Consider the following 22,969-nt stretch of genomic DNA (forward strand, 5'->3'; position numbering starts at 1 on the left):
TGTTCGGGGACCTGACCGGCGGCCGGGCGCCCCGCCCACAATGACTCGCGTATGTGCGAAGGCGCTCGGGCCGGGTGAGCCCTTGCCACCACGAGTGAGGCCACGCGATGGCATTGCAGGTCGCCGAAGGGGACGAGACCCCCGACGGCAATCCCCACGACACCCCCTACGGCGTGGCACGGCCGTTCGTCGACGTCGGCGCCCCCTCGTTCCGTTTCGACGACCACCGATTGCGCACGGCCCGCACGCAGGGCCTGCTCCCGGACAGCATCTACGGCCCCGTGGTCTGCGACCACGCCACGGTCGGGCGGCTGCTGCGGAAGCCGACCCTGGTGCACGACCCCTGGCGGCAGCTCCGCTGCTCCGGGGTCACGGACCACGCGATCGGCTCCTGGTTCGCCTCACTGCTCATCTTCTCCCGGGCCGACGACCACGACGCGCTGCGGCAGCGCATGCGTCCCCTCCTGCGCGGCCCGGCCTTCGACCCGTCGTTCGCCGCCGCCGAGGCCCTCGCCGCGACCGCCGGCGTCGACGGCGCGTGCGAGTTCGTGGCCGACGTCGCCGACGCGATCGTGGACGCGCAGGCGGCGCGCCTGCTCGACGTCGACCGAGGGACGTACCGCGAGATCGCGCAACCGGTACGGGATCTGGCGCTCATCCACCGGCTGATGCCGCTTCAGACGCTCGCGCGGGCGCGGGCGGCGGTCGAGCACGTGCAGGACTTCCTCGGCCGGCTGGCCCGCCGGGAGGGCGTCACGGCGGCCGAGCGCCCGGACTGGACGCGCTCCAGGATGTCGCTCCTCATCGGTTTCGAGCCGTACCGCCTGACACTCGGTCAGCTGGTCGCGGTGCTGGCGGACCACCCGCGGACCTGGTCGGCGGCGGCCGAGGACGAGACGACCGCCCGGTCCGCCGTGCGGGAGCTGCTGCGGTGGATGCCGACGGCGCCGATCCAGATCCGGTTCACCGAACAGCCGTTGACACTGGCCGACCGCACCCTGGAACCCGGCCGTCCGGTGCTGCTGTGCGCGGTGCAGGCCAACCGCGACGGGGAACCCGACGGCGACGCCTACCAGCCGCTGCGGATGCCCACCCGGCCGCACCTCAGCTTCGGCGCCGGACTTCACTACTGCATAGGCGCCACGGTCTCCGAACACCAGCTGAGCGCCGTGCTGCGCGCGCTGGCGACACGGTTCGGCGCGCCGGAACCGGCGGGCGAGGTCCGGTGGGGCCCACCGTCCGGAGTACAGGGCCCGGTCGAGGTCCCGGTCCGGCTGACCCGGCGCCCGACGTGACGTACGACCACGTGTCGCACACACCGCACCCCACGGAGAGACGGGCCATGCCGATCGCGTTGGTGTCCCACTGCCTTCTCAACCAGAACGCGAAAGTCAGTGACGGAGCGATCTGTCCCGGGGTGGTCTCGCCCGTGATCGACCTGCTTCGGCGGCGGAACCACCGCATCGTGCAGATGCCCTGCCCGGAATTCACCTTCGCGGGTCCGGACCGCTGGTGGCAGTCGAAGGAGCAGTACGACACCCCCACCTACCGCGAGCACTGCCGCGAGCTCGCGCGGGCGGTCGTGGACGAGATCAGCGGGGACCCGTCGGCCGCCGGTACCGAGGTCGTCGTGATCGGAATCGACGGCAGTCCCTCCAGCGGGGTCGGCCTGGTCACGAGCGCCCCCCGATGGCGCGGCGAGCCGGGTCGGTCCGACGCGTGGACGGTGGTCCCGGGGCGCGGCGTGTGGATCGAGGAGCTGGAGGCCGAGTTCCGCGCCCGCGGACTGCGGCCGCCGCGTCTGGTGGGCGTCGGAATGGACCTGCCCGGCGCGACACCGGATTCGCTGCGGCTCGACCTGGAGAGCGGGTTGGCGGGATGAGCGCGTCGCCCGGGATCGCGCACGGCGCCGCAGCGGACCGTCGCGGCGGCCGGGTCGCGGTGGTGGCGGCGGGCCTGGTCGGCACACCGGACGTGCTGGACGTACTCGCCGACGCCGGCTACGGGGTGATCTCGCTTCCCGCCACGTCCCACCGCACACTTGTGCGGTGCGTGGTCATCGACGCGCACCAGTACGCCGCACGCGGCTACACCGTGCGGAAGGTGGGCGTACGCGGGGCCACCGACGACGGCCTGTGCCGCGCCGAGTGGCACTCGCTCGCGAGCGCGCTCCGGCTCCCCGGCCTCACCGTTCCCGAGTTCCTGGTGAGCGTCCGTCCCGGGCCCGAGGCGCTGGCGGACCTGAGGACGTTTCTGAACTCCCGGCATGTACCCGAGAACGATGCGAACGCAGCTGACAGGAGTGCGCCATGACCGACAGCCCGCCCGCCGTCCCGATCGAGGACCCGCGGTTCTACGTCGACGATCCGTGGCCGGTCTTCGCCCGGATGCAGGAGAACGCGCCCTTCCACTACTACGAACCTCTCGACACCTTCGTGGTGACCCGGCACGCCGACATCCGGGCCGTCGCCGGCCTGCCGGAGATCTTCGTCAGCTCCAAGGGCCTGTTCCTCAACGACGTCAAGTACCAGGCGCAGGCCGGCGACGAGCTGGTCACCGACAGCTTCTTCCCCAAGGGCGGCGAGCAGGTCGGCACCACGGACCTGCCGCGCCACACGGAGCTGCGCCGCGTGATGGCACCGGCGTTCTCGGCGGAGGCGATGCGGCGGGTGCGGGAACCGCTGAGCCGGGACGTCCGGGAACTCGTGGCCGGGATCGCCCCGGACACGGTGGTCGACTGGGTGTCCTGTGCCAACCGGGTGCCGATCGTGGCGGCGATCCGGATGATCGGGCTGCCCCACACCGAGTTCGAGCGCGTCCGGTTCTGGAGCGACGAACTGGAGAAACTCGCCGGCGACCTGACCTTCGAGGAACTCGGGGCCGCGGCCGCCGAGTTCCAGAGCCTGCAGCGGTTCGTCGTGGAGAACCTGGAGGCAAAGCGCCGCGATCCCGGCGACGGTGACCTCCTCACGGTCCTCCTGGCGGCGGAACTCGACGGCAGGGGCGTCTCCGAGGCCAACGTCGTCATGTTCGCCATGACCATGCTCGCGGCGGGCAACGACACGACCCGGTCCCTGCTCTCCGGACTGGTCCGGCAGCTGGCCCTCCACCCCGACCAGTGGGACCTGCTCCGCCGCGACCGCTCGCTGATCCCCTCGGCCGTCGAGGAGACACTGCGCTACGTCACCCCGGCCCGGGCGATGCTGCGCACCGCGACGGAGGACGTCGAGCTCGACGGCCGGCCGATCCGCGCCGGACAGCACGTCTACCTGATGTACATGGCGGCCAACCGGGACGAGTCCGTGTTCCCCGACGCCCACCGCTACGACATCACCCGGAGCGAGAGCTCCAGGCACCTGGCGTTCGGCGCCGGGATCCACCACTGCATGGGCGCCCGCCTCGTCCGCGCCCAGGCGCCGATCGTGCTCGACGCACTGCTCGACCGGTTCGCCGGCGTGGAGCTCGCCGGCGAGCCGACACCGGTCATGAACCACATCCGCAACGGCTGGACAAGCATGCCCGTGGTGTTCCGCGGCTGAGTGGCTGAGCGGCCGACGGGGACAACTGCCGTCGGCCGCCGAGGAGGTCCCCGATCAGTCCGCGACCACGGAGGTGTTCAGCCCCTTGTCGAAGTGGTTGTGCGCGATGCGGATGCCCGAACTGCCGTGGAAGACGAACAGCGGTGAGGTGTACGGCGGCCGGTCCGGGCCGGCCAGGCGCCGGACCGTGTTGCCGGTGAAGGCGAAGCCGCCGACGCTCTTGGCGTCGACGACGGTGACGTCACCGATGTCGAACGTGTTCCGTTCGACCTTGATGTGGTGGTGCACCGGGTGCGCCGGGTCGACGACCTGGTTGGTCGGCTCCACGAAGATGACCGGGCCGGCGGGCCGGGTGAAGGTGTTCCCGCGGATCGTGAGGTCGGCGACGGGACCCGACTCGTACCACTGGTAGGCGTCGGCGGACACGTAGATGCTGGCCATGGACATCCCGTCGAACCGGTTGCCGGTGATGAGGACCGGTTTGCGGGTGGTGACCAGGACGCCGCGGGTCGGGACGTTGCGGAACACGCTGTGGGCGATGACGACCGACGGGGTGGCCGTGATGTTCTCGACGACCGTGCCGTTGATCTCGGTCCCGTCGGGGACCGGCCGGTCGAGGGTGACGGTCATCGTGGTGAGGGACTTGTCGTGGTCCGTGCCGCTCGGCCCGTCGACCGCGGTGACCACCGCGTGCGCGTCCGTCAGCGGCGTCATCGTGCGCTTGTCGGTGAACTCGACCTCGTCACCCGGGGCGAACTGCGGGAAGCCGGCGGTCTGCGGGTGTTCGTAGGCGAGGGTGACGGTGGCCGGGCCGGGTTTCCCGACGACCTCCAGATAGGTGCCGTGGATGTTGATCGGGTCGTCCTGCGGGCCGTCGAAGACACTTCTCGTGATCGAGACCTTCCCCTTGACGCCGGACATCTGCACGAAGTCGGCGAAGGAGGCCGTGGAGCGGCCGGATGCCGGGTCGGGCGCGAAGTTCACCCTGTCGATCGAGATGTTCTCGCTGAACTGCCCGACCACGCCGAAGGACTGCAGGTAGTACGCGTTCATCGAGCGCAGGGTCACGTTCTTCGACTGCCAGATGAACGCGCCCGGTTCCGTCCGCTCGATGTTGCGCATCTGGTAGACGAGTCCGGCGTCCGCCGGCCGGGCCGCGGTGGTGTAGTCGATCCGAATCCGCCGGTGGCCGAGGTCGGTGACCGAGGAGACGTCGTTGAACAGCGGGTTGTCCCCGCGCCAGGTCCGCTGCGCCGCGGGGTCGTGGATCTGGGTGTACTGGAGTCCGTCGGCACCGGACCAGTAGGGCTGCCCGGTGGCCGGGCTGGTCTCGCCGAGCCAGGTGACGTGCGTGCCGTTCACCCGGTAGGGGCTGCCGGCGGGTATCGACAGGACGCGGTAGGCGTGCCCGTCGGTGACACCGGTGGCGGTGACCGTCGCGTCGACGACCTCGGGGGCCGCGTAGTCGAAGGAGAAGTTCGTGAAGGTCACGTCCGTGGAGCGGATCGACGCGAACGCCGTCTGCAGTCCGTGGTAGACCAGTTCGGCCCCGCCGCCGTCGACGGTGACGTCGTGCATGTCCTCGACGAGCAGCCCGATCTTCTTGTCCCGGTAACGCTGGTCGGCGCCCACGGTGTTGGACACGTAGAGCTCACGCGTCTCGGCCCGTTCGGGATAGAGCTGGTAGGTGCCTTTCGAGAACACGATCCTGACCGGCCGGTCGAGGCTCTTGGCGTGCCGCAGCGCCGCGGTGACGGCCGGCGTCGAGTCCGTCCGGCCCGTGGGGTCGGCTCCGTAGTCGTCCACGTCGACCACCACCGGCCCCGCTTTCGGCACCGCGACGGCGGGCGGACCGGCGGCACCTCCGAGCAGCGCCGCGAGTGCCACTCCAAGAAACACGAACCGAGCCATGGACAGGTCCCTCCGGGTAATCCGCGCGTGTGCAGTGGTGTGTCAATCCGTGCTGTGCCGTCACGTAGGAACCGAGGACGGCGGCGCCTTCGCAACGGCGCCCGTCATCCGCACCACTCCGTCCGCGAGGGCGCGGTGCCGGCGCGGACGACGAGTTCGGGGCCGAAGAGGAGCTCGCCGACGGGGACGTCGCGGCCGGCCCCGGGGGCGACCGCCTCCCGCGTCACCCGGGCCCGGCCCGCGACCTCGGTGATACCGACCTTCATACGGCTCCCTCCGTCGCCCGCGGGGCCGGCCGCCGATCGTGCGCGGTCGTGCGTGCCGGATCGCGGCTCGGCTGGAAGCTAACAAGTGCCGTGTACGACTTACAAGATGGCATTGAAAACTTTCAGTCGGACAGATCAGATCAAGTGGCATGTGGATTGCATGATTTCCAAGCTTCCTGCGCATGCCGATTGAACAGGCCTCCCGGCCCCTGCTACCTTGCGGCCGCCCGGCCGCCCGCCCGCTTCTCTCGGCCATCGCTGCACGGGGGGTTGTCCTGACATTCCCCGGGATCTAGGGTCCCTCCGAGAGCAAGCGCTTTCTCCGCGTCTTGGTCCCCGGCACTCCCATGGAGGACCGCATGCCCCCACACCCGACCCGCCGCCGTGTCGCCGTGATCGGCACCGGCTCGATCGTCAGCGGCAGCCATCTGCCCGCCCTCACCGCACACGCCGACCGCGCCGAACTGGTCGCCGCGGTCGACGTCGACCAGGCCCGCCTCGACGCCTTCCGGGAACTCGCCGGCGGCGACGTCGTCGGCTACACCTCCGTCGACGAGATGCTCGACGCCGTACGCCCCGACCTCGTCCTCGTCGGCACACCCCCCTCCCTGCACCGCGAGCAGACGGTGGCCGCCCTGAAGGCGGGCGCCTGGGTGCTCTGCGAGAAGCCGCTGTGCCTGTCCCTCGCCGAGTACGACGAGATCGCCGCCGCCGAGGAGGCCTCCGGCGGCTACGCCTCCGTGGTCTTCCAGCACCGCTACGGCTCCGGCGCCGTGCACGCCCGCCGGCTGATCGCCGGCGGCGAGCTGGGCGCCCCGCTGGTCGCGCACTGCCAGACCACCTGGCACCGGGACGCCGCCTACTACGTCGTGCCGTGGCGTGGCACCTGGGCGAGCGAGGGCGGCGGCCCGACCATGGGCCACGGCATCCACCAGTACGACCTGCTGCTGCACCTGCTCGGCCCGTGGACGGAGATCCGGGCCATGGCGGCCCGCCTGGTCCACGACACCGAGAGCGAGGACGTGTCCACCGCCCTCGTCCGCTTCGCGAACGGCGCACTCGCCACCGTCGTCAACAGCGTGCTCTCCCCGCAGGAGGTGAGCCGCATCCGCGTCGACTGCGCGGACGCCACCGTCGAACTCACCCACCTGTACGGGCACCGCAACGAGGACTGGGTCTACGCCCCGGCCCCGCACGTCCCCGCCGCCCGCGCCGACGCCTGGCGCACCCCGGAGGCGGACGTGCCCAGCTCGCACACCGCGCAGCTCGGCGCCCTCCTCGACGCCTACGACGCGGGCCTACGGCCGCCGGGCAGCGGGCCCGACGCCCGCGCCACCCTCGAGTTCGCCGCCGCGCTCTACAAGTCGGCGTTCACGGGCCGCCCCGTGCACGCGGGCGAGATCGGCCCCGGCGACCCCTACTACGCAGCCATGCACGGCGACCACCCCCACTGGGCCCCCACCGAGGAGCGCGCATGAGCATCCGCGTCAGCCACGTCCACGGCGAGCACATCGCGGTCGCGGCACCGGACGGCACCGAGATCCTGCGGTACGTCTACCGCCCCGACCCCGCGGCGTACGAGGCGCGCAAGCCGTACGCCCACCCGGTGCGCACCCTCGCGGGCCGCACCGTCACCGGCTACCGGCCGAGCGACCACCGCTGGCACAAGGGCCTGCAGATGACGGCCAGCCACCTGTCCGGGCAGAACTTCTGGGGCGGCAACACCTATGTCCACGGGCAGGGTTACCAGGTGCTGCCCGACCGGGTCGGCTCGATGCGGCACGACGGCTTCACCGAGTTCGCCGTCGCGGACGACCGGCTCTCCTTCACCGAGGAGCTGACCTGGGTGGAGAACGGCGGCGCGGAGTGGGCGCGGGAGGTGCGCGGGCTCACCGTCCACTCCGTCGACCAGGCGGCCGGCGCCTGGGCGCTCGACTGGACCATCCACCTCACCAACGTCCGCGACGAACCGCTGACCTTCGGTTCCCCCACCACCGAAGGCCGCGAGATGGCCGGATACACCGGACTCCAGTGGCGCGGCCCCCGTGACTTCACCGGCGGCACCGCGTTCGGCCCGGACTCCGTCTCCGGCGCCGAGAAGCTGATGGGCACCCAGGGTCCGTGGCTCGCCTGCACCACCGAGCACGACGAGGTGGACGGCCACTCCACGATCGTCTTCGCCCACGCACCGGAGAACCTCGACGCGCGGACGGCGATCCACGAGTCGCACTGGTTCGTGCGCGCGGAACCGATCCCCACGGCCGCGTTCTCCTGGGCGTTCTTCGAGGAGTTCGACCTGCCGCCGGGGGAGTCCTTCGCCTACCGGTACCGGATCGTCTTCGCCGACGGTGCCTGGGACGCCGACCGGGTCGCCGCACACCTGGCGGGCCTGCCGTGGTGAGCGGACCGGAGCCGGCGCTCCCGCACCCGCTGCCCGGCGCCGTCGGCCTGTCCCACCTCAGCGCCTACGAGTGGGAGGCCGCCGACGGGGTCTGCGGCGGCAGCCCGCACCTCCACCTGGTGTGCACGGAGGCGTACGTCGTCACCGGCGGCCGGGGCGCCGTGCAGACGCTCGGCCCGCACGGCTACCGGGACATCCCGCTGGAACCCGGGTCCGTGGCCTGGTTCACCCCGGGCACCGTGCACCGCATGGTGCAGGGCGGCGGTCTGCGCATCACCGTGCTGATGCAGAACAGCGGACTGCCGGAGGCCGGGGACGCCGTCTTCACCTTCCCGGCCGAGGTGCTCGCCGATCCCGAACGGTACGCGGCCGCCGCGGTGTTGCCACCGGGCACCGGAGCCGAGGCGGAGCGGGCCGCCCGCAGGCGCCGGGACCTCGCCGTCGAGGGCTACCTCGCGCTGCGGGAGACACTGGTCGCCGGGGACGCCGGCCCGTATGCGGAGTTCCAGCGGGCCGCCGCCCGGCTGGTGCGCGACCGGGTGCCGCGCTGGCGCGAGCTGTGGCGGGCCGGCGCGCTCGCCACCGCCGAGCGCACGGGCGCCCAGCTGGACGCGCTGCAGGCCGGCGAGGCGTCGTACCTCGGCGAGGCGGCCGCGTACGACACCGCGCCCACCCGGCTCGGGGGGTTCGGGATGTGCGGCCGCCGCGACGAGTACGAGCTGCCGGGGACGACGCTCCCGTACGGCGGCGAATAACCGACGCCCAGGGGGGATCGAGGGGGGCCGTCAGGAAGTCCGAGGAAGGGATGAGGTGACCTCGGCATGCCCGGACACAAGGCAACGGGATTCTGCGCTTCGGCCCTCGCACTGGCGCTCTGCGCGGTGCTGGCCGGCTGCGCAGGAACCGGGGAATCGGCAGGCGGCGGCAAGGTGGTGCTGCGCTACACGTGGTGGGGGAACCCCGACCGCGCGGCACGCACCGACCAGGCCCTCGCACTCTTCGAGAAACGACACCCGGGCATCCGGGTGCAGACGTCGTTCTCCGACTACAACGCCTACAAACAGAAGCTCGCCGTCCAGGCCACGGGCGGCGACGCACCCGACGTGATGCAGCTCGACTACCGGCAGATCGACCAGTACGCCTCCGGTGGCGTCCTGCTCGACCTGGCCCGGCAGAAGGCCGTGCTGCACACCTCGGAGATCGACTCGGGCCTGCTCGCCACCGGCCGCGTGGACAACACCCAGTACGCGATTCCGCAGGGCCGCGGCACCGAGACCGTCGTGTACGACGTCAAGGCCTGGAAGGACTCCGGGGTCCCGCTCCCGAAGCAGGGCTGGACCTGGGACGACTGGGCCGACGACATGCGCGCCCTGGCGAAGGCGACCGGCAGGCCCGGCGGCACCGACCCGGGCTGGAGCGAGGACGTCTTCGAGGTCTGGCTGCGCGGTCAGGGCAAGTCCCTGTACACGACGGACCGCCGACTCGGCTTCACCGCCGACGACCTGGCCGGGTACTGGACCTTCACCAAGGGACTGCAACGGGAGGGCGCCGTCTCCCCGGCCGAGCAGAACACCCAGCTGGACGGCTCGGTCGAGAACACCCCGCTCGGCCGCGGGAAGGCGGTCGCCGACACCAACTGGGACGCGCCGACCAGCGGTTACCTCGCGCTCGTCCCGACCGGCATCGCCCTCGCGCCGATGCCGTCCGGCGCGGACGGCACCCCCGGCCAGTACTACAAGCCCTCGATGTTCCTCGGAATCGGCGCCCACACGGCCCACGCCGAGGCAGCGGCCGAACTCGTCGACTTCCTGATCAACGACGAGGACGCCGCCAGGATCCTCGGCGCCACCCGGGGCATCCCGGTCAACGAGACCATCCGCAGGCGGACCGCCCCGCTGCTCAAGGACTTCGACAGGACCATCGCGGACTACCAGGCGTCCGTCGAAGGCACGCTCAACGACCCGCCGCAGGCCCCGCCGCCCGGCGACAACGCCCTCCAGACCACCTTCCAACGCGACTACGACCAGGTCTCCTTCGACCGGATGTCGCCCGGGAAGGCGGCGCAGGACTACATCACCGAGGCGAAGGCGGAGCTGAGGTCATGACCACCACCGCGATCCCGACGCAGGCGAAGCCGGCCACCGGCACGGCTGCCGGGCGCCGTCCCCGGCGCGAACGCCAGGGCGCCGCCTGGGTGTTCCTCTCCCCGTGGCTGCTCGGCGCGAGCGTCCTCACGCTCCTGCCGATGGCCGTCTCCCTCTACCTGTCGTTCACCGACTACAACCTCTTCGACCCGCCGCACTGGGTCGGCCTGCGCAACTACACCCAGATGTTCACGGAGGACCCCCGCTACTGGCGTTCGGTCCTCACCACCCTCACGTACGTCGTGATATCCGTCCCTCTGCAACTGGCGCTCGCGCTCGGCGTCGCCCTCGCCCTGAAGCCCGTCAAGCGCGGCAAGGGCTTCTACCGGTCGGCGTTCTACGCGCCTGCGCCCCGCCGACCTGGTGGCGGGCCTCGTTGCCCTCGCCGGCGCGCTGCTGTGCGCCGCGGACCTGGCGCTGGCCAGGGCCGGGCTGCCGGGAGCGGTGCCGTTCGCGGCGGTGGCCGCGGCGATCGGCGCGGGCGCCCTGGTCGTGGGCCTCAGGGCCTGCGCCCGTCCCGAGTCCCGCACCGACTGGCGGGCCGCCGTGCGCGCCGCCGCCCTGGACGCCGTACGGGACCCGGGCGGCAGCGCCCTGGTCCTCCTCGCGGTGGTGGCGGCGGCCCTGTGCGCCTGGATGCTGGTACCGCTCGCCTTCCTCGCCCCGGGCCCGCTGGCCCTGGCGCTCACGGCCGTCGGGCTACGGCGGGCGGGGCGCTGACTGCCTGCCGGTGCCGCCCGGCGATCAGGGAATGTGAGGTCTGTGGTGGATCAGGGGGTGATATGCGTTAGCGTGGCTGGCGTTGCCGGGGAGTCCCCGTGCTGGTTCATACGGGTCATACAGGTGTAATAGGGGTAAGGGTGCGGTTCGGGGTGGTTGCGTGAGAATCCTGCACACTTCCGACTGGCATCTGGGCCGGGCGTTCCACCGCGTCAACATGCTGGGCGCCCAGTCGGAGTTCATCGGCCACCTCGTGGCGACCGTGCGTGAGCACGCCGTCGACGCCGTGGTGGTGGCGGGCGACGTCTACGACCGCGCGGTGCCGCCGCTCGCCGCGGTCGAGCTCTTCGACGACGCCCTGCACCGGCTCGCCGGCCTCGGCGTGCCCACGGTGATGATCTCCGGCAACCACGACTCCGCCCGCCGCCTCGGCGTCGGCGCCGGCCTCATCGACCGGGCCGGCATCCACCTGCGCACCGAGCCGTCGGCCTGCGGCACCCCGGTGCTGCTCGCCGACGCCTCCGGGGACGTCGCGTTCTACGGCCTGCCGTATCTCGAACCCGCCCTGGTGAAGGACGAGTTCGCGGTCGAGCGGGCCGGGCACGAGGCGGTGCTGGCCGCCGCCATGGACCGGGTCCGCGCCGACCTGGCGGCCCGCCCGACCGGCACCCGCTCCGTCGTCCTCGCGCATGCCTTCGTCACCGGCGGCGAGTCCAGCGACAGCGAACGGGACATCACGGTCGGCGGCGTCGCCGCCGTCCCGGCCGGTGTCTTCGACGGCGTCGACTACGTGGCCCTCGGCCACCTGCACGGCTGCCAGACCCTCACCGGCCGCGTCCGCTACTCAGGCTCCCCGCTGGCGTACTCCTTCTCCGAGGCCGGCCACCGCAAGAGCATGTGGCTCGTCGACCTCGCCGCCGACGGCACGGTCACCGCCGAGCGCCTCGACTGCCCGGTGCCACGCCCGCTGGCCCGCATCCGCGGCACCCTGGACGACCTCCTCGCCGACTCCGCCCTCGCCGCCCACGAGGACGCCTGGGTCGAGGCCACCCTCACCGACCCGGTCCGCCCCGCCGACCCCATGGCCCGCCTCGCCGACCGCTTCCCGCACACCCTCAGCCTGGTCTTCGACCCCGACCGCGCCCCGGACGACCCCGACGTCTCCTACGCCCGCCGCCTGGCCGGCCGCACCGACCGGCAGATCGCCGAGGACTTCGTCGCCCACGTGCGCGGCGCCGGCCCCGACGAACGCGAACTGGCCGTCCTGGGCGAGGCGTTCGACGCCGTGCGCGCGGACGGCACGGTACGCGAGGTGGCCCGGTGACAGCACACCCGCACCCGAGCCCCCGCACGGAGGCGGCCGCATGAGGCTTCACCGGCTCGACATCACCGCGTTCGGACCCTTCGGCGGCTCCCAGAGCGTCGACTTCGACGCGCTCTCCGCCGCCGGGCTCTTCCTCCTGCACGGCCCGACCGGCGCCGGAAAGACCTCCGTCCTGGACGCCGTCTGCTACGCCCTCTACGGCACCGTCCCCGGCGCCCGGCAGACCGGCCAGGGCCTCACCCTGCGCAGCGACCACGCCGACCCCGCCACCCGCACCGAGATCCGCCTCGAACTCACCGTCGCCGGACGCCGTTTGGAGATCACCCGGCAGCCGCCCTGGGAGCGTCCCAAGAAGCGTGGTGCGGGCACCACTGTGGACAAGGCCCAGACCTGGCTGCGCGAGTACGACGCGACCGCCCGCGTCTGGAAGGACCTCAGCCGCTCCCACCAGGAGATCGGCGAGGAGATCACCCAGCTGCTCGGCATGAGCCGGGAACAGTTCTGCCAGGTCGTGCTGCTGCCCCAGGGCGACTTCGCCCGCTTCCTGCGTGCCGACGCCGGTGCGCGCGGCCAGCTGCTCGGCCGGCTCTTCGACACCCAGCGCTTCGCCGACGTCGAGAAGCGCCTCGCCGAGCGCCGGAGGACGACCGAGGCCCGGGTCCGGGACGGCGACTCCGCGCTGCTCGCCGACGCGCACCGCATGCAGCAGGAAGCCGGCGACGCGATGGAGCTGCCGGAGCTGGCCCCGGGCGAGCCAGGGCTGGCCTCCGCCGTCCTCGCCGCCGCGGCAGTGGCCCGCAGCACCGCGCGAGAGCGCCTCACCGTCGCCCACTGCCGGCTCGGCGCCGCGGAGTCCGCCCAGTTCGCCGCCGACCGCGCGCTGGTCGAGGCACGCGAACTGGCCGGGCTGCAGGCCCGGTTCGAAGAGGCCCGGCAGCGTGCCGTACGGCTGGAGGAGCGGGCCGGCGACCACCAGGCGGCGCAGGCGCGGATGGAGCGGGCCCGCAAGGCGGAGGCGGTGGCGCCCGCGCTGGAGCTGCGGGGGGCTGCCGAGGAGGAGCACCGCAGAGCGATCGGCGCCGAGGTGCGCGCGCGGGCGCTGCTGCCGGAGACCCTCGCGGAAGCCGGTGCGGCCGGGCTCGCCGGCGCCGCCCGCCGGGCCGCCGGGGAGCTGGGCGGGCTGGAGTCCGCGCGCCGGGCCGAGCGGCGGCTCGCCGAGGTCGCCGACGAACGGGGCCGGCTCGACCGGCAGGAGCGGGACGACGAGGACACGCTGCGCGAGGCCGCGGGCTGGCTGGCCGGCTGGGACGCCAGGCGCGCGGAGCTCCAGTCCCGTGTCGACGCCGCCCAGGAGGCCGCGACCCGCGCCGAGCAGCTCGCCGTACAGCGCGACCCCGCCCGGCGGCGCCTGGCGGCGGCGCGGCTCCGGGACGAGCTGGGCCGGGACACCGACGAGGCCCAGCGCGCCGCACTCGCCTCCGCGCAGGGTGCTGTCGACGCGCGGACGCACTGGCTGGACCTCAAGGAGCAGCGGCTGAACGGCATCGCAGCCGAGCTGGCCGCGGAGCTGACCGAGGGAGAGCCGTGCGCGGTCTGCGGGGCCACCGAACACCCGGCGCCGGCCGAGAAGTTCGCGGGCCACGTCGACCGCGAGGCCGAGGAACGCGCGCTCGCCGCCCTGCAGCACGCCGACGACCGGCGTGCCCGCGACGAGCGGCGGCTCGGCACCGCGCGCGAGGCCCTGGCCGCCGCCACCGCCGAGGCGGGCGACATCCCGACCGGGCAACTTGCGTCCCAGGCGGACGAGTTGGAGCAGCAGTACGCCCAGGCCCGGCGGGTGGGCTCCGGCCTGCACGCGGCGCACGAGGAACTGCGGCTGGCCGAGCAGGAGCGCGAGCGCCGGCTCGCCGGGCGGCAGCAGGCCGAGGTCCGGGCCGCCGCACGGCTCACCCGCCGCGAGGGTCTCGATGCGGAACTCGCCGCCCTCGAAGAGGAGTTGACCCAGGCCCGGGGGAGCGCCGCCAGCGTCTCCGCACGCGCCGCACAGCTGGAGCGGCAGGTGCAGCTGCTCACCGACGCCGCCGACACCGCGCGCGCCGCCGAGGACACCGCCCGGCACCTGAAGGACACCGACGCCCGGCTCGCCGACGCCGCCTACCGCGCCGGTTTCGACACCCCGCAGGCCGCGGCGGCCGCCGTCCTCGACGACACCGCCCACCGCGAACTCCAACGGCGCCTGGACCAGTGGCAGTCCGAGGAGGCCGCAGTGCGTGCCGTCCTCGCGGAGGCCGACACCGCGGCCGCCGCCCGGCGGCCGCCCGCCGACCTCGACACGGCGGAGCGCACCGCCGCCCTGGCCGCCCGGCGGCTGCGCGAGGCCGCCTCCGCCCGCGACCGGGCCGCCCGCAGCTGCTCCGAACTCGACGGGCTCTCCGCCCGCGCCACCGAGGGGGTACGCCGACTCGCCCCGCTGCGCGAGGAGTACGACCGGGTCGCCCGCCTGGCCGGCCTCACCGCCGGCACCTCCGCCGACAACGAACGCAGGATGCGCCTGGAGTCGTACGTCCTCGCCGCCCGCCTGGAACAGGTCGCCGCCGCCGCGACCGTACGCCTGCAGCGCATGTCGTCCGGCCGCTACACCCTGGTCCACTCCGACGACCGCACCGGACGCGGCCGCAGCGGCCTCGGACTGCACGTCGTCGACGCCTGGACCGGACGCGAACGCGACACCGCCACCCTCTCCGGAGGCGAGACCTTCTTCGCCTCCCTCGCGCTCGCCCTCGGCCTCGCGGACGTCGTCACCGACGAGGCGGGCGGCGTCCGCCTCGACACCCTCTTCATCGACGAGGGCTTCGGCAGCCTCGACGACCAGACCCTGGACGAGGTCCTCGACGTCCTCGACTCCCTCCGCGAACGCGACCGCAGCGTCGGCATCGTCAGCCACGTCGCCGACCTGCGCCGCCGCATCCACGCCCAACTGGAGGTCTCGAAGGGGAGAACGGGCTCGACCCTTCGACAGCGCGGCGTCTGAGAAGCGCCCGCTGGTCGCGCGGTTCGTCAACCGCGGGCCGGTGGGGGCTGGTCGCGCAGTTCCCCGCGCCCCTTGCGGGGCCCGGAAGAAGGGCCCGGCGAAGCGCCCCAAGGGGGCGCGGGGAACTGCGCGACCAGCCACGACGGCGCCGCGGTCGGCAGACTGGGGAGCACTCAGCCCCCCACAGCCCGCCGCGGAAGCGGCGAGGAGTAGACGACGCTCGTCGTCACCGAGCCCAGCGTGCCGATCCGGCCGGAGACCTCCTCCAGGTGCCGCATCGAACGGGCGGTGACCTTGAGGACGAAGCAGTCGTCGCCCGTGACGTGGTGCGCCTCCAGGATCTCGGGGGTGGCGGCGACCAGGTCGTGGAAGGGCTTGTAGTTGCCGTTCGGGTAGCGCAGCCGGACGAAGGCGAGGATCGGCAGGCCGAGCCGCTCCGGGTCGACCACCGCCGCGTACCCCTGGATCACGCCCGCCTCCTCCAGCCGGCGCACCCGCTCGGTCACCGCGCTCGGGGACATCGCGACGGCCCGCGCCAGCTCGGCGAAGCTGGCCCGGCCCTCCCGCTGGAGGACGTCGAGGATGCGCAGGTCGGTGGCGTCCGGGGAAAACTCGGTCATGGGGGATGGATAACAGGGAATCCCCGGCCGGACAAGAGCGGGGCCGGGGATCACACCTTCAGGGTGCCCCGTCGCCCTCGTAGATTCGTGGCCACGGAGATCCGCCGCACCGACGGCGGCCGGCGAAAGGCCTCACATGACCGTCACCACCGACAACCCCGTCCTGCGCGTCGCCCCCGCCGCGCCGGCCGCGGCCGCCGCCCACTTCCGGGCGAGCCTCGCCCTCCACGCCGACGTCTCCGACGTGGCCGCCGCCCTCGCCGCCGGCGGTGACCCCGGCTTCGCCGTCCTGGACTCCCGTTCCACCGAGTCCTGGGACCAAGGGCACATCCCGGGCGCGGTCCACCTGCCGACCGCGCTCATCCCCGGGCAGGCGCCCCGGCTCCTCGACCGGGCCGTGCCCGTGGTGACGTACTGCTGGGGTCCCGGCTGCAACGGCGCCACTCGGGCCGCCCTCGCCCTGGCCGAACTCGGCTACCGGGTCAAGGAGATGCTCGGTGGATTCGAGTACTGGGTGCGTGAGGGCTTCGAGTTCGAGACCTGGCAGGGCCGCGAGCGCCGCGCCCCGGACCCGCTGACCGCACCGGTCGCGGGCGACTGCGGTTGCTGATTCCCGGCGGCGAACCTGTGCCGTCGCTGTCCGTGTAGGTTCACCCCATGACTCGATATGCGGATCCAGGCGCGGTGGAGTGGGTGGAGTCGGGCGGCGGCCCGCTGGTGGCGGTCCCGGAGACGGTCCTGCCGTTCTGGGCCGGTGCCGACAGCGAGGAACTGGCCACCGACTACGACCGGGCCTGCGAGGTCGACGGCTACGTCGGACTGCTCCCGGTCGGGGACAGCACCGCCCTGGTGCTCGGCGACGAACCCGCCTCGACGTCCTTCCTGCCGGACCACGGCACCTTCGTACGGTGGTCTGCCGCCAACTCGGAGGAGGAACTCCTGGCACAGGTGCCCGCCGCCCTCGACGGTGCCGCGTGGGAGAACGAGATCCGCTGGCAGGTCCCCGGTCCCGTCGTCCTGTTCGACTCCGCCTGGCCCGGCGGCGAGGCCGAGGGCGGGGACCATCTGCGGGTCCCGCTGGAGCCCGGCACCTACGCGGTGCGCGCCGCCTACACCAGGCCCGGCCCGGAAACCTGGCCGGGTCTGGTGCAGTTGCGCCGCCTCCCCGCCTGACGAACCATCACTTGATGCCGTCGACGGCGATGTCGAGGTGCCGCGGGCCGCGCAGCACCGCGTTCGGCCGGTAGGGCGGCGGGTCCTCGACGAGGCGCGGGTTGTCGAGCCGGCGGGCCAGCTGGGCCAGCGCGATCTGCGCTTCCAGGCGGGCCAGCGGGGCGCCGAAGCAGCTGTGGATGCCGCTGCCGAAGCCGAGGTGCTGGATGTCCTGGCGGTCCGGGTCGAACCGGTCGGGGTCCGTGAAACGGTGCGGGTCCCGGTTGCCCGCGGCAAGCACCAGCCAGATCCGCGACCCCTTGGGGATGGTCACCCCGTGCACCTCCAGGTCGGCGATGCAGGTGCGCTGCGGCAGCAACTGCACCGGCGGTTCGTAGCGCAGCAGTTCCTCCACGATCCGCACCGACAGCCCCGGGTCGTCGCGCAGCCGCTCCAGGTACTGCGGGTGGCGCAGCAGCGTCAGCATGCCGTTGGTGATGAGGTTGACCGTCGTCTCGTGGCCGGCGATCAGCAGCAGCACCGAGGTGCTGAGCACCTCCATCGTCGTCATGGCGCCGTCCGGGCCGTGACTGTGCACCAGGTCGGACAGCATGTCCTCGCGCGGCTCCCTGGCGCGCTGCTCCACCAGCCCGTTCAGGTACATGCCGAGCTGCAGCCGGGCCTCCTGCGCGGTCTTCGCGGAGTCGTCGGCCGTGCGGCTGTCGGGGTCGAGACCGGCCACGATCGGGTCGACCCAGGCCCGGAACCGCGGCTCGTCCTCCCGCGGCACGCCGAGCAGCCGGCAGATGACGGTGACCGGGAACGGGTAGGCGACCTGGTCGACCAGGTCGATCTCCCGGGCGTCCCCGAGGCCGTCGATCAGCTCGGTGACGATCTCCTCCAGCCGGCCCTGCATGCCGTCGATCCGGTGCGGCTGGTGCGGCGGCCCGAAGGAGCTGTTGGCGATCCGGCGCAACCGGTCGTGCTCCGGCGGGTCGAGCCGGATGAAGCTCGGTGGCAACCCCGTCGCCTCCGGGCCGGACAGCTCGTCGTCGCTGCCCACGATCACGTTGGACGCGTCGGAGCTGATCCGCGGATCGTGGAGCAGGGCTTCGATGTCGTGGTAGGTGCTGATGACGTAGGGGCCGTCCTCCTCCTCGTGCAGCACCGGGGTCTTGCGGAGCTCCTCGTACAGCGGGTACGGGTTGGCGCGGTTCGCGAAGTCGGTGATCCGGTGCAACATCGAGGTCTGCGTCATGACAGTTCCTTGGAGCGTCGGGGCCGGGCCGCGGTCAGTGGCGGGCGGGGTGGAAGACCAGCTGCGTGTCGGTCGGCGAGTAGCCGCTGAGGGTCACCATGGGGCCGTGCGTGGGCAGGGCCGGGTCCGGGAAGTCGGCGTCCACCGGTGCCCGTCCCTCGGGGCGGCGGTCCACGGTCGGGAACTCCACCGGGAACGGCCCGGCCTTCTCGATCTGCCGCTGGTAGAACTCCAGCCACCGCGTGTTGTCGAAGCTCACCGCGGCGATCGTCCGGCCCTTGTAGCCGTACACCCCGACGAACCGGCGCTCGGCCAGCGAACCCTGGGTGATCATGATCTGCTCGCCCATCGGCGGCACCCCGACCGACTTGATGTTCACCCCGAACTGCGACGACCAGAACGCCGGCACCCACAGATGCGGCCGCCGCTCGGCGCTCGGGCTGATCATGTTGTGCGCGGCGATCTCGGCCTGGGCGACCGCGTTGCCCCAGTGTTCGAGCGACAGGAACTGGTAGCCGAACAGCGCGTGCGGGGACCGGGCGACGTCACCGGCGACGAAGACGTCGTCGGTGACGATGCCGCGGAAGTCGAAGGCACGGCAGCCCGCGTCGCACGCGATGCCCCGGGGGCCCGCGCCGAGACCGGAACCGGCCAGCCAGTCGGTGTTGCGGGTCGCGCCGAGCGACACGATCACCAGGTCCGCCTCGACGATCGACTCGTCGGACAGGTGGACCGCCCGCACCCGCCCGGCCGGGTCGCCCTCCAGCGCGGTGACCTGGACGCCGGTGCGCAGGTCCACCCCGTTCTCGCGGTGCATCTCGGCCGCCACCGCGCCGATCACCCCGCCGAGGGCGCCCACCAGCGGCGCGCCCGCGCGTTCCGCGACGGTGACCGCGATGCCCTGCTCCCGGCAGGCCGAGGCGATCTCCGACCCGGTGAACCCGGCGCCGATCACGAACACCCGGCGCGGCCCGGCCTTCAGCCGCCGCAGCAGCGCCGCCGCGTCGTCCCGGGTGCGCAGCGTGAACACGCCCTCCAGACGGGCCTCGTCCTCCTTGGGCCAGGGCCGGGCCCGCACCCCGGTCGCGATCAGCAGGCGGTCGTACTCGACCTCGTCGCCGTCGGCCAGCCGGACCCGCTTGGCCTCCACGTCGAGGCCCGTCGCCGCCACGCCCAGCCGCCACTTGGCGTCGATCTCCCGGCGGTGCGGCAGCGCCGTGTGGTTCGGGACCGCCCTGCCGAGCAGCACCGCCTTGGACAGCGGCGGCCGGTCGTAGGGCTCGTACGGCTCGTCGCCGATCATGGTGAGTTCACCGGTGAACCCCTCGGCACGCAGCGTCTCGGCACCGCGCAGCCCGGCCAGCGAGGCCCCCACGACCACGATCCGGCCCTCGCGCCGCAGCCAGTCGAGATAGTCAGTGGGCGGCATCGGAGGCCCCTCCCGCGAATCCGTCCAGGCCGTCGGCGGTGATCGCCTGCACCGGGCAGGCGGCGACGGCGCGCGCCACCCGCTCGCGGTGCTCCTGCTCGGCCTGCGGGTTGTAGACGAGGGATTCCTCGCCGTGCATGGCGAAGACGTCCGGAGCGAGGAACGCGCACTGCGCGTATCCCTGACATCTGTTGAGGTCGACGACAAGGCGCATCATGGCTCCGCCCTTCCGGTGGCCAGGTCCGGTGCGTACCGCGGTCCGCCGTTCTGGTGCCGGACGGCGGAGAACTCCCCGCACGCCAGCATGGGAGCCCGCTCCCGCCGTCGCCCGCCGGGGCCCGCCGATCGGGTGAGCGAGCCGTCAGACCGCCGGGGCCGCGGCGGAGCGGCGGAAGCTCGCCACGACGATGTACACGCTGAGCAGCAGCGACCACGCCGGGAACACCAGCTCGGCCCAGGGCACCGCGGACGACACGAACAGCAGGACGACGGTGGTGAGGAAGCCGACCAGCGTGAGCCAACGCGGCAGGATGCGCAGGCGGTGCCCGATCACCGAGGCGGAGCACGTGAAGACGGCGGCCATCCGCATCGCGTACCCGGTCATCAGCGTGTACGCGAGGTGCTGGCCGAAGTCCCAGGTGGGCCGGGACGGGGAGGTGCCCGCGGGATGAGCGGTGTAGAGCACGGACGAGGCCACCGCGGCGGCGGCGAACATCATGGCCGTGAAGACCAGGCCGCTGCCGAGGAACACGGTGGCCATGAACCGGTCCTCGGCGTCGCCGACGTGCGAGCGGACGGCGCCGACGAACCACAGGAAGAAGATGCCGGCGAACGGCACCAGCAGGAGGGCCGTGTGGACGGCGTTGCGCTTGGCGGGATCCGGCTGCTGGACGGTGACCGTGTCGGCGCCCTGCGGAATGGCCAGCCGGATCAGCACCATGGCGGCCGCGAGCAGCAGCGCGAAGACGATCCCGGCCGCTCCCGCGGCGCGTGGGGTCTGCAACGGCTCCCTCGGGTGCGTGGAGGTCTGCATCCGCGGCTCGCTTCCTGTTTCCGGTGACCCCCCGGCACCAGCAAGCCCGCCGGCTCCGGCCGCCGCCACCGGAAGACCCCCGAACGGCAGACCCCCGAACGGCAGACCCCCGAACGGCAGACCCCCGAACGGCAGCCCGCGCCGGCCCGGCCGCGGCCGCCGTCGGCCGCCCACTGCCGGTGGGCGCCTACTGCCGTCGGCCGCCCACTGCCGTCGGCCGCCCACTGCCGGTGGGCGCCTACTGCCGGTGGGCGCCTACTGCCGGTGGGCGCCTACTGCCGGTGGGCGCCTACTGCCGTCGGCCGCCCACTGCCGTCGGGCGCCCACCGGCAGTGGCCGCGCCCACCGGCTGTGGGCGCCCACCGGCAGTGGGCCCCCACCGGCAGTGGGCGCCCGTCCGCTGCCGTCGCCCGGTCAGGCGCGGGCCCGTGCCGTCACAGCTGCGACAGCTCGTCCACCAGGTCGTCCAGGCCCAGCGAGCCCTGCGAGAGGGCCGCCATGTGCCAGGACTTCAGGTCGAAGCCGGCGCCCTGCCGCTCCCGGGCCTGCTCCCGGCCCAGCAGCCAGGCCCGCTCGCCCAGCTTGTAGCCGATGGCCTGCCCCGGCATGGACAGGTAGCGGGTCAGCTCGCTCTCCACGAAGTCCGCGGGCCGGCTGCTGTGCGCGCCGAAGAACTCCTGCGCCAGCGCGGGCGTCCAGCGCTCCCCGGGGTGGAAGGGGGAGTCGTCCGGGATCGTCAGCTCCAGGTGCATGCCGATGTCGATGATGACCCGCGCGGCCCGCATCATCTGCGCGTCCAGGTAGCCGAGGCGGCGCTCCGGGTCGGTGAGGAAGCCCAGCTCGTCCATCAGCCGCTCCGCGTACAGCGCCCAGCCCTCGGCGTTGGCGCTGACCATGCCCACGCTGGCCTGGTAGCGGGAGAGGTCCTCGGCGACGTGCTTCCACTGCGCCAGCTGGAGGTGGTGGCCGGGCACGCCCTCGTGGTACCAGGTCGACACCAGGTCGTAGACCGGGAACCGGGTCTGGCCCATGGTCGGCAGCCAGGTGATGCCCGGGCGGGTGAAGTCGTCCGACGGCGGTGTGTAGTACGGCGCCGCCGCGCTGCCGGGCGGAGCGATCCGGGACTCCACCCGGCGCACCCGCTCGGCCAGGTCGAAGTGGGTGCCGTCCAGCTTCTCGATGGCCTCGTCCATCACCGACTGCAGCCAGCCGCGCACCTCGTCGACGCCCTCGATGTGGGTGCCCTGCTCGTCCAGGTGCGCCAGCGCCACCCACGGCGTGGCCGCGCCGGGCAGGACCTTCTCGGCCTCGGCCTTCATCTCGCCGAGCAGCCGGTGGTACTCGGACCAGCCGTACGCGTACGCCTCGTCCAGATCGAGGTCGGTGCCGTTGAAGTAGCGCACCCAGCGGGCGTACCGTTCCCGGCCCACCACGTCCGGTGCGCCCTCGACCGCCGGCGCGTACACGTCCCGCATCCAGTCGCGCAGCGCCAGCACGGCCCCGGTGGCGGCGCGGGCCGCGTCGTCCAGCTCGGTGCGCAGCGCCTCCGGCCCGGACGCCGCGAACTGCTCGAACCAGCCCTTGCCGTCGCCCGTGTCGGCCCACTCCCCGAGCTGCCCGACGAAGGTCGCGGTGGCGCGCGGACCGCCGTACAGCTTCCGGTCCAGGCCGAGTTCGAGGGACTGCCGGTAGCCCTCCAGCGCGGCCGGCACCGCACGCAGCCGCTCGGCGACCGCCGACCAGTCCTCCTCGGTGGCGGTGGGCGTCACCGTGAACACCTGGCGCACCGCGTGCGCGGCCGAGCTCAGGTTGCTGACCGAACGCAGGCTCTCGTCGGCCTCGTGCACGGCGAGCGAGGCGCTGAGCCGCTCGCGCAGCAGGCGCGCGCAGCGACGCTCGATGTCACTGTCGGCACCGGGCTGCCGTTCGGCCTCGTCGAGCTTGGCGAGCGTGTCGCGCTGGAGCAGGGCGAGCGCCTCCGCGCCGGCCGGCGAGTTGTCGGGCAGCCGGCCCGAACTGTCCTTGTCGCCGAGGAAGGTACCGGTGATCGGGTCGAGGGCGATGAGTTCGTCGACGAAGGCGTCGGCGACCTGACGGGGCAGCGGGTTGCTGGTCTGTGACATGCGGTCCATCCTCGTACG

General features: G+C 73.1%; 21 protein-coding genes and 1 pseudogene. 14 read left to right on the forward strand and 8 right to left on the reverse strand.

The annotated features are described in order from the left end of the window. The first annotated feature begins 107 nt into the window (after positions 1–107). From ACIQVL_RS38710 to ACIQVL_RS38725, 4 genes are all read left to right on the forward strand, one after another. Entirely contained in the window at positions 108–1,295 is a 1,188-nt protein-coding gene (locus ACIQVL_RS38710; RefSeq protein WP_403477697.1) for a cytochrome P450, read from the forward strand. Positions 1,296–1,429: 134 nt separating this feature from the next. Next, positions 1,430–1,882 (forward strand): hypothetical protein, encoded by a 453-nt coding sequence (locus tag ACIQVL_RS38715; protein ID WP_403477698.1) that lies wholly within the window; start codon positions 1,430–1,432, stop codon positions 1,880–1,882. Further along, on the forward strand, positions 1,879–2,313 hold the full coding sequence (locus tag ACIQVL_RS38720; protein WP_403477699.1) for a hypothetical protein: 435 nt from the start codon (positions 1,879–1,881) through the stop codon (positions 2,311–2,313). The genes ACIQVL_RS38715 and ACIQVL_RS38720 overlap by 4 nt, the downstream gene beginning before the upstream one ends. Continuing rightward, a complete protein-coding gene (locus tag ACIQVL_RS38725) occupies positions 2,310–3,539 on the forward strand; it encodes a cytochrome P450 (RefSeq protein WP_403431558.1) in 1,230 nt (409 codons plus the stop codon). Before ACIQVL_RS38720 ends, ACIQVL_RS38725 begins: the two co-directional genes overlap by 4 nt. A gap of 54 nt (positions 3,540–3,593) precedes the next feature. On the opposite strand, the gene ACIQVL_RS38730 is transcribed toward ACIQVL_RS38725, so the two are convergent. Next, the gene (locus tag ACIQVL_RS38730; protein ID WP_403477700.1) at positions 3,594–5,450 is read right to left on the reverse strand and encodes a glycosyl hydrolase family 28-related protein; all 1,857 of its coding nucleotides are present in this window, start codon (positions 5,448–5,450) and stop codon (positions 3,594–3,596) included. A gap of 104 nt (positions 5,451–5,554) precedes the next feature. Further along, entirely contained in the window at positions 5,555–5,716 is a 162-nt protein-coding gene (locus ACIQVL_RS38735; protein ID WP_403431563.1) for a hypothetical protein, read from the reverse strand. 359 nt (positions 5,717–6,075) lie between these two features. Here ACIQVL_RS38735 and ACIQVL_RS38740 point away from each other — a divergent pair, with 359 nt between their 5' ends. The 8 genes and pseudogenes from ACIQVL_RS38740 (at position 6,076) to ACIQVL_RS38775 (ending at position 15,336) form a co-directional block, all read left to right on the forward strand. After that, on the forward strand, positions 6,076–7,194 hold the full coding sequence (locus ACIQVL_RS38740; protein WP_403477701.1) for a Gfo/Idh/MocA family protein: 1,119 nt from the start codon (positions 6,076–6,078) through the stop codon (positions 7,192–7,194). Then, positions 7,191–8,117, forward strand: coding sequence for a PmoA family protein (locus ACIQVL_RS38745; RefSeq protein WP_403477702.1), 927 nt, complete (start codon positions 7,191–7,193; stop codon positions 8,115–8,117). Before ACIQVL_RS38740 ends, ACIQVL_RS38745 begins: the two co-directional genes overlap by 4 nt. After that, a complete protein-coding gene (locus ACIQVL_RS38750; RefSeq protein ID WP_403431570.1) occupies positions 8,111–8,872 on the forward strand; it encodes a cupin in 762 nt (253 codons plus the stop codon). The genes ACIQVL_RS38745 and ACIQVL_RS38750 overlap by 7 nt, the downstream gene beginning before the upstream one ends. Before the next feature lie 66 nt (positions 8,873–8,938). Next, positions 8,939–10,222 (forward strand): ABC transporter substrate-binding protein, encoded by a 1,284-nt coding sequence (locus ACIQVL_RS38755; protein ID WP_403477703.1) that lies wholly within the window; start codon positions 8,939–8,941, stop codon positions 10,220–10,222. Continuing rightward, positions 10,219–10,611, forward strand: a pseudogene (locus ACIQVL_RS38760) (carbohydrate ABC transporter permease); the annotation flags it as partial. The gene ACIQVL_RS38755 and the pseudogene ACIQVL_RS38760, both read left to right, overlap by 4 nt. Before the next feature lie 13 nt (positions 10,612–10,624). Continuing rightward, positions 10,625–10,981 (forward strand): hypothetical protein, encoded by a 357-nt coding sequence (locus tag ACIQVL_RS38765; RefSeq protein WP_403477733.1) that lies wholly within the window; start codon positions 10,625–10,627, stop codon positions 10,979–10,981. Between the two features lie 160 nt (positions 10,982–11,141). Then, complete coding sequence (locus tag ACIQVL_RS38770; RefSeq protein WP_403431583.1) at positions 11,142–12,305, forward strand: exonuclease SbcCD subunit D; 1,164 nt, start codon at positions 11,142–11,144, stop codon at positions 12,303–12,305. A 40-nt stretch (positions 12,306–12,345) separates the two neighbouring features. Further along, the gene (locus ACIQVL_RS38775) at positions 12,346–15,336 is read left to right on the forward strand and encodes an AAA family ATPase (protein WP_403477704.1); all 2,991 of its coding nucleotides are present in this window, start codon (positions 12,346–12,348) and stop codon (positions 15,334–15,336) included. 173 nt (positions 15,337–15,509) lie between these two features. On the opposite strand, the gene ACIQVL_RS38780 is transcribed toward ACIQVL_RS38775, so the two are convergent. Beyond that, positions 15,510–15,956 carry an Lrp/AsnC family transcriptional regulator gene (locus ACIQVL_RS38780; RefSeq protein ID WP_403431589.1) on the reverse strand — a complete coding sequence of 149 codons (447 nt, stop codon included), beginning with the start codon at positions 15,954–15,956 and terminating at the stop codon, positions 15,510–15,512. Positions 15,957–16,092: 136 nt separating this feature from the next. Here ACIQVL_RS38780 and ACIQVL_RS38785 point away from each other — a divergent pair, with 136 nt between their 5' ends. Further along, positions 16,093–16,566 carry a rhodanese-like domain-containing protein gene (locus ACIQVL_RS38785; RefSeq protein ID WP_403431591.1) on the forward strand — a complete coding sequence of 158 codons (474 nt, stop codon included), beginning with the start codon at positions 16,093–16,095 and terminating at the stop codon, positions 16,564–16,566. 47 nt (positions 16,567–16,613) lie between these two features. Continuing rightward, positions 16,614–17,129: an immunity 21 family protein gene (locus ACIQVL_RS38790; protein ID WP_403477705.1), complete on the forward strand. Its 516-nt coding sequence runs from the start codon at positions 16,614–16,616 to the stop codon at positions 17,127–17,129. Positions 17,130–17,136: 7 nt separating this feature from the next. Here ACIQVL_RS38790 and ACIQVL_RS38795 read toward each other — a convergent pair whose 3' ends face one another. The 5 genes from ACIQVL_RS38795 to ACIQVL_RS38815 form a co-directional block, all read right to left on the reverse strand. Next, positions 17,137–18,366 (reverse strand): cytochrome P450, encoded by a 1,230-nt coding sequence (locus ACIQVL_RS38795; RefSeq protein ID WP_403431596.1) that lies wholly within the window; start codon positions 18,364–18,366, stop codon positions 17,137–17,139. 34 nt (positions 18,367–18,400) lie between these two features. Then, on the reverse strand, positions 18,401–19,795 hold the full coding sequence (locus ACIQVL_RS38800; RefSeq protein WP_403477706.1) for an NAD(P)/FAD-dependent oxidoreductase: 1,395 nt from the start codon (positions 19,793–19,795) through the stop codon (positions 18,401–18,403). After that, positions 19,782–20,009 carry a ferredoxin gene (locus ACIQVL_RS38805; RefSeq protein ID WP_351499285.1) on the reverse strand — a complete coding sequence of 76 codons (228 nt, stop codon included), beginning with the start codon at positions 20,007–20,009 and terminating at the stop codon, positions 19,782–19,784. Before ACIQVL_RS38805 ends, ACIQVL_RS38800 begins: the two co-directional genes overlap by 14 nt. Positions 20,010–20,156: 147 nt before the next feature. After that, positions 20,157–20,828, reverse strand: coding sequence for a hypothetical protein (locus tag ACIQVL_RS38810; RefSeq protein WP_403431601.1), 672 nt, complete (start codon positions 20,826–20,828; stop codon positions 20,157–20,159). Between the two features lie 434 nt (positions 20,829–21,262). Next, on the reverse strand, positions 21,263–22,951 hold the full coding sequence (locus ACIQVL_RS38815; RefSeq protein ID WP_403477707.1) for a DUF885 domain-containing protein: 1,689 nt from the start codon (positions 22,949–22,951) through the stop codon (positions 21,263–21,265). Positions 22,952–22,969 lie beyond the last annotated feature (18 nt).

The organism is Streptomyces sp. NPDC090499 (assembly GCF_044769305.1).
Taxonomy (GTDB): Bacteria; Actinomycetota; Actinomycetes; order Streptomycetales; family Streptomycetaceae; genus Streptomyces.